3 protein-coding genes are annotated in these 12,119 nt (G+C 73.7%); 1 reads left to right on the plus strand and 2 read right to left on the minus strand.

All coding sequences use genetic code 11. The features are described from left to right. A partial coding sequence (locus ACFWN1_RS26840) for an amino acid adenylation domain-containing protein (protein ID WP_384367067.1) occupies nucleotides 1-9,592 on the minus strand: 9,592 nt, incomplete at its 3' end. A 397-nt stretch (nucleotides 9,593-9,989) separates the two neighbouring features. Continuing rightward, nucleotides 9,990-10,208, minus strand: a complete 219-nt coding sequence (locus ACFWN1_RS26845) for an MbtH family protein (protein ID WP_384367070.1) — start codon at nucleotides 10,206-10,208, stop codon at nucleotides 9,990-9,992. A 665-nt stretch (nucleotides 10,209-10,873) separates the two neighbouring features. On the opposite strand from ACFWN1_RS26845, the gene ACFWN1_RS26850 reads away from it, so the two are divergent. Then, entirely contained in the window at nucleotides 10,874-12,100 is a 1,227-nt protein-coding gene (locus ACFWN1_RS26850; RefSeq protein ID WP_384367073.1) for a cytochrome P450, read from the plus strand. Nucleotides 12,101-12,119 lie beyond the last annotated feature (19 nt).

A 12,119-nucleotide genomic window follows, 5' to 3' on the forward strand; every position in this document is an offset into this window, starting at 1 on the left:
GGTGGTCGACGGCGCGGCGCTGGGGTTGGGCGGGGTGCTCGAACAGGGTCTTGACGGGGACCTCCACGCCGAGCGCGGCCCGGACGCGGGCGGTGAGCCGGGTGGCGAGCAGGGAGTGGCCGCCGAGGGCGAAGAAGTCGTCGTCGGGACCGGCCGCGTCGAGCCCGAGCACGTCGGCGAAGAGCCCGCAGAGGATCTCCTCCCGGGCCGTGCGGGCGGGCCGTCCGCTCACCGGCGCGTGCTCGGGGACGGGCAGTGCGCGCCGGTCCACCTTGCCGTTGGGGGTGAGCGGGAGCGCGTCGAGCAGGACGAAGGCGCTGGGCACCATGTAGGCGGGCAGCGACCGGCCGACGGTCCGCGCGAGGTCGGCGGGGTCGGGGCTCGCGCCGCTCGCGGGGACCACGTAGGCGACGAGGCGCCGGTCGCCCGGGGTGTCCTCGCGGACCACGGCGAAGGCGTCCGCGACCCCCAGGCAGGACGCGAGGGTGTTCTCGATCTCGCCCAGCTCGATGCGGTAGCCGCGCAGCTTCACCTGGCCGTCGGACCGGCCGACGTAGGCGATCTGCCCGTCCCGGGTCCAGCGGACCAGGTCGCCGGTGCGGTACATCCGGCCGCCCGCCGCGTCGGACGGGTCGGCGACGAAGCGCGTGGCGGTCAGGCCCGGCCGGCCCGTGTAGCCGCGCGCCACCCCGGGTCCGGCGAGGTACAGCTCCCCCACCACGCCCGGCGGTACGGGCCGCAGGGAGCCGTCGAGGACATGCAGGCGCATGCCGTCAAGCGGGCGGCCGATGGGCGGCGGGCCGGCGGGCAGATCGGCGGTCACCGGGTACCGGGTGGCGAAGGTGGTCGTCTCGGTGGGCCCGTACACGTGCAGGACGCGGGTGTCGGGGGCGAGGGCCGCGACGCGCTGCATCGCGTCCGGGGAGGCCAGTTCGCCGCCCGCGCACACCAGGCGCAGGCCGGTGAAGGCGCCGGGGTCGGTCTCGGCGATCACGTTGAACAGGGCCGTCGTCATGAAGGCGGCGGTGGCGCCGTGGGTGTGGACCGCGTCGTCCAGGGTGCGGGCGTCCAGCACGCCGTCCTGCGCGACGACGATCCGCCCGCCGTGCAGCAGCGGGGCCCAGATCTCGAAGGTCGAGGCGTCGAAGACGTACGCCGAGTGCATCAGCACCGCGTCGGCCGCGCCCTCCCGCCAGGCGGAGTCGGCGGCCAGCGCGACCACGTCGGCGTGGGTGACACCGACGCCCTTGGGCAGGCCGGTGGAGCCGGAGGTGAACATCACGTAGGCCAGGGCGGCGGGGTCCGGTACGGGGACCGGGCGGCCGGGGTGCCCGGGGCCGCCCCGCAGGACGCGGCCGAGGCGGTCCAGCACGACGACCGGTGTCCGGGCGGCGGCCGCGCCCACCCAGGGTGAGCCGGAGGCGGCCTCGTCGACGAGGAGCACCTTCACCCCGGCGGCCCCGGCGACCTGGTCGAGCCGCTCCTCGGGCCAGCGGGCGTCCAGCGGGACGTAGGCCCCGGCGGCGCGGACGGTGCCGAGGGAGGCGGTCACGACGGCCGGGGACCGGCCGAGCAGCACGCCCACGCCGGTCTCCGGGCCGACGCCGAGGCCCGCGAGGGTGCCGGCGAGTCCGGCGGAGAGGGCGTCGAGTTCCGCGTAGGTGAGGGTGGCGTAGTCGGCGGTGACGGCCGGCGCGTCCGGAGTGCGTGCGGCCTGGGCCGCGAACAGCGCGGGCAGCACGGCGGGCCCGCCGTCGGCGGGCAGGGCACGGCCGGTCCCCCACCTGGTCACCCGGATGTGCTCGTCCGGCGTCATCAGGTCGTGTTCGGCCACCGGCCGTTCGGGTGCGGCGGCGACCTGCTCCAGCAGGCGCAGCAGCCGGGCCGTGAGGTTCTCGACGGTGCTCCGGTCGAACAGCGCGGTGGCGTACTCCACCCCGCCGCCGAGGCCGCCGTCGCGGTCCTCGTCGAAGGCGAAGGTGAGGTCGAACTTGCTCAGCCCGTTGTGCACGAGGCGGTCCTCGACGGTGAGGCCGGGCAGGCCGGGGCGGGCGTTCTCCTGGTTCTGGAGCACCACCATGGTCTGGAACAGCGGGTGGTGGTCGCGGGCCCGGACCGGGTTGAGGTGCTCCACCAGCCGCTCGAAGGGCACGTCCTGGTGCGCGTACGCGGCGAGGTCGAACTCCCGCACCCGTACGAGGAGTTCGCGGAAGGAGGGGCGGCCGGAGAGGTCGGTGCGCAGCACGAGGGTGTTGACGAAGAACCCGACCAGGTCCTCCAGCGCCTCGTCCGTGCGGCCGGCGACGGGCGAGCCGAGCGGGATGTCGTCGCCCGCGCCGTGCCGGTGCAGCAGGGTGGCCACGGCCGCCTGGAGCACCATGAAGAGACTGCTGCCCGACTCCCGTGCCAGCCGCCGCAGCCGCGTATGCAGTCCGGCGGGCACCTCGAAGGTGTGGACGCCTCCGCGCGGGTCGACGGCGGCCGGACGCGGCCGGTCCAGCGGGAGGTCGATCAGGCCGGGCATCCCGGCGAGCGCGGTGTGCCAGTGGTCGAGCTGGCCGCGCAGCACACCGTCGCCCTCCGGCCCTTCCCCGTCCCCGAGGAGGGCGCGCTGCCAGAGGGTGTAGTCGGCGTACTGGAGCGGGGTGCCGAGAGTGAGCCCCGGCTCGGCGCCTTCGAGCCGGGCCCGGTAGGCCGTGCCGAGATGGCGGGCCAGCGGGGCGAGGGACCAGCCGTCACCGGCGATGTGGTGGACGACGAGGACCAGCACATGGTGTTCGGGCGCGGAGCGCAGCAGCAGGGCGCGCAGCGGCAGGTCGGTGGTGACGTCGAACGTCTCCCGCACGGCGGCCAGCACGGTGGCGTCCGTGTCGGCCGGTGCCGTGCTCACCACGGGCAGCGCGGGCGTGGCCGCCTCGGCGGGCAGGACGGTCTGGTGCGGTACGCCGTCCCGCTCGGGGAACACCGTGCGCAGCGCCTCGTGCCGCTCGATGACATCGCCGAGCGCGGCCCGCAGGGCGTCCGGGTCGAGGACGCCGTCCAGTTCGAGGACGAGCGGGATGTTGTACGTGGAGCTGGGTCCCTCCAGCCGGTTGAGGAACCACAGGCGCTGCTGGGCGTAGGACAGCGGCAGCGGCTCGGGGCGGTGTGCGGCGGGCAGGACGGCGGGGCGGGCCCGGCCGGGGGTGTCGAGGGCGCGGGCCAGGCCGGCGACGGTGGGGTGCTCGAAGAGGGTGCGTACCGCGACCTCGGCACCGAGGACGGCGCGGACCCGGCTGACGACGCGCATGGCGAGCAGGGAGTGGCCGCCGAGGTCGAAGAAGCTGTCGTGCGGGCCGACGGCGGGGCGGTGCAGGACGTCGGCGAAGATCCCGGCGAGCAGTTCCTCCTGCGGGGTGCCCCGGCCGGGTGCCACCGAGGTCCCGTCCTCCGGCTCCGGTTGGGGTTCGGGCAGGGCGCGCCGGTTCACCTTGCCGTTGGGCAGCAGCGGCAGTTCGTCGAGGACGACGACGGCGCCGGGCACCATGTAGTGCGGCAGCGCCTCGGCGAGGTCGTCGCGCAGGGTGAGGGCGCGCGGCGCTCCTTCGGCGGTGACGGCGTAGGCGACCAGCCGGCGCCTGCCGGGGGCATCCTCGCGGATGACGGCGCAGGCCGAGGTGACGCCGGGACGGGCGAGGAGCGCGGCTTCCACTTCGCCCAGCTCGATCCGGAAACCCCGGAGTTTGACCTGGTCGTCGGCGCGGGACACGTACTCGATCAGCCCGTGCCGGTTCCACCGTACGAGGTCGCCGGTGCGGTACATGCGGGCGCCCGCGGTGTCGAAGGGGTCGGCGACGAAGCGTTCGGCGGTCAGGCCGGGACGGCCCAGGTAGCCGCGCGCGAGGTTGGGTCCGGCGAGGTACAGCTCACCGGTGACGCCGGCCGGGACGGGACGCAGCCGGGAGTCGAGGACGTAGGCCCGCATGGTGTCGACGGGCCTGCCGATCGGCACGGTCTCGGTCGCCTGGCCCTCGGCGTCCTCGGGGACCCGGTGGGCGGTGGCGTCGATGGTGGCCTCGGTCGGGCCGTACAGGTTGTGCGCCTCGGCACGCCAGGTGCGGGCGATGTCGTCGGCGAGGGCGCGCGGCAGGGGTTCGCCGCCGCACAGGACGGCGCGCAGCGCGGGCAGGGGTGCCGCGTCGGCGGCCTCGGCGAGGACGAGCGCGAGGTGCGAGGGCACGAACTGGGCGACGGTGACGGCGAACCGGTCCATCCAGCCGACCAGCGCCCGCGGGTCCTGGTTGGCGCCGTCGGGCAGTACGCACACCTGGGCGCCGTTCATCAGCGGCAGCCACAGCTCCCACACCGAGGCGTCGAAGCTGGTGGAGGTGCGGGCCAGGACCCGGTCGTCCGGCGTGAGCGAGAGGTGCCCGGCCATCCAGGCCATGTGGTTGGCGAGCGCGCCGTGCGGCACGGTCACGCCCTTGGGACGGCCGGTGGAGCCGGAGGTGTAGATGACGTAGGCCGGGTCGGCGGGGTGGAGCGGTTGCTCCGGCACACCGCCGCCCCGGCCGGGCCGGGAGGGGTCGAGCCACGGCACGTCGGTGGGCGGCAGCGACTCGTGGACGTCGCTCGTGGTGAGCAGGAGGACCGGGCGGGCGTCGGCGAACATGTGCCGGACGCGGGTGGCCGGGTAGCGCGGGTCCACGGGCAGGTAGGCGGCGCCGGCCCGCAGCACGGCCAGCATCGAGACGACGGAGGTGACGGACGGGGGCAGGGCGAGTGCGACGAGCGTGTCGCGTCCCGCACCGCTCGCGCGCAGCACCTGGGCCAGCGCATCTGCCTGGGCGTCGAGTTCGGCGTAGGTGAGGCTGGTGTCCGCGTCCCGTACGGCGGTCGCGCCGGGGGTGCGGACGGCCCAGCGGCGGACCTCTTCCGGCGCGGTGGCGGTGGGGAGCGGGCGTGCGGTGCCGTGTCCCTGGGTGAGGAGCCGGGCGCGTTCGCCGGGGCCGAGCGGGTCGAGGTCGCCGACGGGGCGGTCGGGGTGTTCGACGGCCTCGGTGAGGACGCGGGCGAACCGGTCGCACAGGGCGCGGGCGGTGGCCTCGTCGAAGAGGTCGGTGGCGTACTCGAGGTAGCCGCCGATGCCCTGGGCGGGCTCGGTGCGGCCGGCGGACGCCGTGTTCTCGGTGAGCGAGAAGGTCAGGTCGAACTTGCTGATCCCGGTGTGACCGGAGCGGTCGCGGCTGATGACGCCGGGCAGGTCGATCCCGGCCCGCTCCTGGTTCTGCAGGACCAGCATGGTCTGGAAGAGCGGGTGGTGGTCGCCGGAGCGTTCCGGGTTGACCGCCTCCACGAGCCGCTCGAACGGGATGTCCCCGTGGCTGAACGCCGCGAGGTCGAACTCCCTTACCCGGCCCAGGAGTTCCCGGAAGGTCGGGTCGCCGGACAGGTCGGTCCGCAGCACCAGCGTGTTGACGAAGAAGCCGACCAGGTCGTCCAGTGCCTCGTCGGCGCGGCCGGCGACGGCGGTGCCGAGCGGGATGTCCTCCCCCGCGCCGTGGGCACGCAGGGTCACGGCGAGGGCGGCCTGGAGCACCATGAACGGGGTGCAGCCGGCCGCGCGGGCCAGGGCCAACAGCGCGGTGTGCGCGTCGGCGGGCAGCTCGAAGGGTACCGCCCCGCCCCGGTGGCTCGGTACGGCCGGGCGGGGCCGGTCCAGGGGGAGTTCGAGCAGGTCGGGGGCGCCGTGCAGCGCCTCGCGCCAGAAGGCGAGCTGCCGCCCGGCGAGGCTGTCCGGGTCGCCGTCCTCCCCGAGCAGCCGCCGCTGCCACAGGGCGTAGTCGGCGTACTGGACGCGCAGTGCGGGCCAGTCGGGGGTGTCCTCGCCCGCCAGCCGGGCGCGGTAGGCGGCACCGAGGTCGCGGCTGAGCGGGGCGAGGGACCAGCCGTCGGCGACGACATGGTGCGGGACGAGGACCAGGACGTGCCGGTCGGCACCGAGCCGCAGCAGCCCGGCGCGGAAGGCGACACCGCCGGTGAGGTCGAAGGGGGCACCGGAAAGCCGCCGCACCGCCTCCTCGGCCCAGGTGCCGGTGTGCTCGGTGTCCGGGGGCTCCTCGACGGCGAGCGGGACGAGCGCGGCGGCGCTGCCGGCGTCCAGGACGACCTGGCGGGGCACGCCGTCCTCCTCGGCGAAGACGGTGCGCAGGCTCTCGTGCCGGGCGACGACATCGGCGAGGGCGCCGCGCAGGGCGTCGGTGTCCAGCGGGCCTTCGAGGTCGAGGACGAGCGGGACGTTGTAGGTGTCGCCGGACGTCTCGGCCTGGTTGAGGAACCACAGCCGGCGCTGGGCGAAGGACAGCGGCACCGTGCCGGGCCGGTCCTGCGGGACGAGCGCGGGGCGGGCCTCGCCGGAGGTGTCGAGCACGGCGGCGAGCGAGGCGACCGTGGGGTGCTCGAAGAGGGTGCGCAGGTCGACTTCGGCGCCGAGCGCGGCGCGTACCCGGCCGGTGAGCCGGGTGGCGAGCAGGGAGTGGCCGCCGAGGGCGAAGAAGTCGTCGTCCACGCCGACGGCGGACACCCCGAGCACATCGGCGAACAGGCCGGCCAGCACCTCCTCGTGGGCGGTGCGCGGGGCGCGCCCGGCACTCGCGGAGGCGCGCGGCGCGGGCAGGGCCCGGTGGTCGAGCTTGCCGTTGGCGTTCAGGGGCAGCGCGTCGAGCAGGACGAACGCGGACGGCACCATGTAGGCGGGCAGCGCCCGGCCCACGGTACGGGCGAGTGTGGCGGCGTCCGGGGCGGTGCCGGGTTCCTGTACGACGTAGCCGACGAGGCGCGGGTCGCCGGGCACGTCCTCGCGGACGAGGACCCGGGCGGAGCGTACGGCGGGGTCGGCGAGCAGGGTGTTCTCGATCTCGGCGGGCTCGATGCGGAACCCGCGCAGCTTGACCTGCCCGTCGACGCGCCCGGCGTACTCGAGGTCGCCGTCGGCGGTCCAGCGGGCGAGGTCGCCGGTGCGGTACATGCGGGCGCCGTCCGCGTCGTACGGGTCGGCGACGAAGCGGGTGGCGGTGAGCGCGGGACGGCCCTGGTAGCCGCGGGCCACGCCCGGCCCGCTCACGTACAGCTCGCCCACCACGCCGGGCGGCACCGGGCGCAGCCGGTCGTCGAGGACGTAGGCGTTCATGCCGTCCAGGGGGCGGCCGATCGGGGGTACGCCCGTCGTGCCGGCGGCGACCGGGTGGCGGGTGGCGAAGGTGGTGGTCTCGGTGGGGCCGTAGGCGTTCAGCACGCGGGTGCCGTGGGCTGCCTCGGCGACGCGCTGGGTCAGGCCGGGGGCGGCCGCCTCGCCGCCGGCGGCGACCAGCCGGAGTCCGGCGAAGGCGGCGGGGTCGGTCTCGGCCACGACGTTGAACAGGGAGGTCGTCAGGAACAGCGAGGTGACCCCGTACCGCCCGGTCATCTCCCGCAGGACGTGCGGCTCCAGGCCTCCGGGCGGCGCGACGACCACCCGGCCGCCGTTCAGCAGCGGCACCCAGATCTCGAAGGTGGAGGCGTCGAAGACGTACGCGGAGTGCATCAGCACCGCGTCGGCGACGCCGTCCCGCCAGGCGGAGTCGGCGGCGAGCGCGAGCACGTCGGCGTGGGTGACACCGACGCCCTTGGGCAGGCCGGTGGAGCCGGAGGTGAACATGACGTAGGCGAGGCGGTCGCCCCGCCTCACCTCGGCCGGGGTTCCCGGCCGTTCCGGCGCACCCCGCAGCAGGCCGCCGCGCTCGTCGACGACGAGGACGGGCAGGGTCCCTGCCGCTTCCTCGACCCAGTCCGCGCCGACGTGGGCGGCGTCCACCACCAGGGCGCGGACCCGGGCGGTGCCGGCGACCCGGTCCAGCCGCTCGGCGGGCCACGCGCCGTCCATCGGCACGTAGGCGGCACCCGCGCCCACCGCGCCCAGCGTGGCGGTGACCACGGCCGCCGAGCGGCTCACCAGTACGCCGACGCCGTCCTCGGCGCCGACGCCCCAGCCGCTCAGCGCGGCGGACAGCTCCGCCGCCGCCCCGGCCAGCTCGCGGTAGGTGAGGGTGTGCGCTCCGTCCACCACGGCCGGGGCGCCGGGTGTACGGCGGACCTGCGCGGCGAACGCCTGCGGGAGCGCGGTGGGCAGCGCGGGCAGGGCGGTGCCGCGGCCCCGCTCGAGTGCGGCGGCGGTGGCGGTGTCGTCGAGCAACGGCAGTTCGCCGACCGGGGTTTCGGTGTCCGCGCCGGCCAGTGCCGTCAGGAAGGAGACGACGGCGTGCTGGTGCAGCCGGACGTCGTCGGGGTGGTACAGCTCCGGGTTGGTGTCGAACCCGATCAACGGCCCCTGTCCCTCGGAGCGTTCGGAGACGAAGAGGGACACGTCGTCCACCGGGCCGATGGACAGCAGCCGGGACGTGGCGGGGCTGCCGGCGAAGTCGAGGCCGTACTCGAAGCCCATGATGTTGACGACGACGTCGGTGAGGCGGGCCCCGTCGGCCATGTTCAGCTCGCGGGCGAGCTGTTCGCGGGAGAAGCGGCGGTGGCGCATGGCACCGCGCATCTCGGCGGCGACGGCGCGGACCAGGGCGCCCACCGTCATGTCCGGGGTGACGGACAGGCGCAGCGGCAGGATGTTGGAGGTCATGCCCACGATGTGGCGCAGTCCGGCGTGCCGGCCGTGGGAGGCGAGTCCGACCCGGACGTCCCGCGTCCCGGTGACCCGGGCGACGTAGGCGGCGACCGCGCTGACGAGTACGGCGGTCCAGGTGGTGCGGCTGTCGCCGGCCAGCCGGCGCAGCTCGTCCAGGACGGTGGCGGGCAGGGTCTCGCCGGAGTGCAGCTGCACCGGCGCCTCGGGCGTCGCGGGGGCGTCGGTGCGGCGGCGGATGAGCGGGGCTGCGGCGCGGGTGTCCGCGTCGGCATCCGGGCCGTCCCCGGCCGGGGTGGCGAACCGTCCGGTCCAGTAGGCCCGTTCGGCCTCGGTGCGGCCGGAGGCGCGGTAGGCGGCCTCCTCGTCCACCAGGTCGCGCAGGGGCGCGGCGGTGATCTCGGCCTCGTCCTCGTCGCCGCCCCGTACCGCGCGGGTGTAGAGGTCGGCGACGGTACGGGCGAAGAGGGCGCCGCTGAGTCCGTCGACGGCGATGTGGTGGTACCTGATGTACCAGTAGTGGAGCGTGGGACTGAGTCGCAGCAGCGCGAAATGGTGCCGCGGGGCGTCGAGCCGGTCGACGGTGGCCATGTCTTCGGCCATGTAGCGCTCGGCCGCGGCCGCGGGGTCGTCCGCGTCGCTCAGGTCGACCCGGTGCAGCCTGCTCGGGGCGTCCGGTCCGGGGCGGGCCACCCTCTGGCGAATCGTTTCACCGTCAGTGACGAATTCCAGGTGAAAGCTGTCGTGGAGGGCCACGGCCCGGTCCACCTCGGCGGCGAATAACGCCTCGTCGAGGCCGCCCCGGATCTCCAGGCATTCTCCGATGTTGTATTTGGGACTGTCCGGATCGACCAGCTGCCCGTACCACACACCCTGCTGCGCAGCGGTCAGTTCGAACGGTTCTTCGGATGTCACGGCGAACACGGCCGAGCGGTTATCACGCATGCGGGATCAACCTTTGGGGAGAGGTTTCGGGGACGGTGAGGAAAGACGAGGTGAAACGAACGCGCGCATACGCGGTTCACCCCAGGACGTTCCTGTGACGGGAGAAAGAAGAAAGTGCGAATTCGAGAGGGCGGAGGCGGCCGCGCCATCAGCACTTCCACTTACCGGCGCACGAGAGTCCGCCCTGTCCACGCACGTCGACCAGACCGCAGGGCGTGACGCCGGAGCTTCCGCGAGCGGGCACGAAAGCCGGCGCGAGCGCCTCGCCGACGACGGCGGTCATCCGGTACGGCCGGCCCGGTGACCCCCCGGGCGAGAGCGGCGCCCAGGGGATCACGGAGCGGCGGAACACCGCTGACCAGTGATGACACCCCGGACTGACCGGGGCAGCGGCGGCCTATCCGGCGTCGGCCGCCATCGCCCGCACCAGACCGGCGGGCCGCATGTCGGTCCAGGCGGTCTCGATCGCGTCCAGGCACTCCTGACGCGACCCCTCGGGACCCTCGACCCGCCAGCCGCCCGGCACGGCGAGAGTCGCAGGCCAGAGCGAGTACTGACCCTCTTCGTTCACGAGCACCAGGAACTTGCCCGACTCATCGTCAAAAGGATTCACCACGACGCCCCCCTAGGCGGCACGTACATCGGCTTGTTTACCGAGCGGACACGTAATGGCACTTCCGCGTCCCTCGGACGTCTCGCCCGACCCGAACACCACGCCAGATCGAGCGGAGGAGCGAGTAGCCCCATCCCTCGAGATGACAGTTGCCGTGCGGCCGGTCGGAACCAGACTGCCCGGACCCTGTGCATTCACACTCATCACACTAAGGGAAAGTCCACGACCGGATGTGTACGTTCGATTGATTACCGGCTAGTAATAGAGCATGCAATAATCATTGTTGCTGCCTCAGGCATATGCCACACCGCATTCGACCGCCACCATTCAGCCAACAGGCGCCCGACATGCGAGATTTCACCCCGTACGACCCGCGTCGATCCGGCTGGTCCCGCTCATGGGTCGACCCGCTTCCGCTTGAGCGCACGAGGCTCCGCGACACGCTCCCTTGCGCCGACCGTGCGCCCCGTTTTGGACCTCATCGACCCGGCGGACCATCCGGAACGAGACAAGAGGGCGCGAGAACCGACCGCGCACCCCGTTTCTGGGCAACTGGTTTCCGGCCAAGGAGCGCACTGTGCCTCAGTCGAAGCCTTCAGGGGCTGTCATGACTGACGAATGATCAATAACCTTACGGAACACGTCATTCACGGTCCCGACGGAGCATCATGACCACTGCTGCACAGATACCCGACATCCTCTCGCCCGAGTTCGCGGCGGACCCTTACCCCGTGTACCGACAGCTGCGGGACACCTCGCCCCTCCTCTGGCACGAGGCCACGCAGAGTTACATCATCTCGCGCTACGAAGACGTCGAGCGCGTCTTCAAGGACAAGGACGGCGAGTTCACCACCGACAACTACGACTGGCAGATCGAGCCGGTACACGGCAAGACGATCCTCCAGCTCAGCGGCCGGGAGCACGCCGTGCGCCGGGCCCTGGTCGCCCCCGCCTTCCGGGGCCGCGACCTCCAGGAGAAGTTCCTGCCCGTCATCGAGCGGAACTCGCGCGAGCTGATCGACGCCTTCCGGCACACCGGCTCCGCCGACCTGGTCACGAACTACGCCACCCGCTTCCCGGTCAACGTGATCGCGGACATGCTGGGCCTGGACAAGGCCGACCACGCCCGCTTCCACCGCTGGTACACGACCGTCATCGCCTTCCTCGGCAACCTGTCCGGCGACCAGGAGGTGGCCGCCGCCGGCGAGCGCACCCGGGTGGAGTTCGCCGAGTACATGCTGCCGATCATCAAGGAACGCCGCGAGAACCTGGGCGACGACCTGCTGTCCGTACTGTGCGCCGCCGAGGTGGACGGGGTACGGATGAGCGACGAGGACATCAAGGCGTTCTGCAGCCTGCTGCTCGCGGCCGGCGGCGAGACCACCGACAAGGCGATCGCCAGCATCTTCGCCAACCTGCTGCGCCACCCCGACCAGCTCGCCGCCGTCCAGGCCGACCACAGCCTGATCCCGCGGGCGTTCGCCGAGACCCTGCGCTTCACCCCGCCGGTGCACATGATCATGCGGCAGTCGGCGGCCGAGGTGACGCTCAGCGGCGGCACCATCCCGGCCGGGGTCACCGTCACCTGCCTGATCGGCTCGGCCAACCGCGACGGGAACCGCTACCGCGAGCCCGACCGCTTCGACATCTTCCGCGAGGACCTCACCGCAACCAACGCCTTCTCCGCGGCCGCCGACCACCTGGCGTTCGCGCTGGGCCGGCACTTCTGCGTCGGCGCGCTGCTCGCCAAGGCGGAGGTCGAGATCGGCGTCGCCCAACTGCTGGACGCCATGCCGGACCTGCGGGTCGAGGACGGCTTCGACCTGGTCGAGCAGGGGGTCTTCACCCGCGGACCGCAGGCCCTGCCGGTCCGCTTCACCCCGGCGACCGCCTGACCGCCGCCCGCTCCACCAC

This window comes from Streptomyces sp. NPDC058459 (assembly GCF_042721685.1).
Lineage (GTDB): Bacteria > Actinomycetota > Actinomycetes > Streptomycetales > Streptomycetaceae > Streptomyces.

Excerpts from the sequence above, each read along its gene's own strand:
- ACFWN1_RS26850 (WP_384367073.1), top strand. The coding sequence starts at position 10,874 with ATGACCACTGCTGCACAGATACCCGACATCCTCTCGCCCGAGTTCGCG.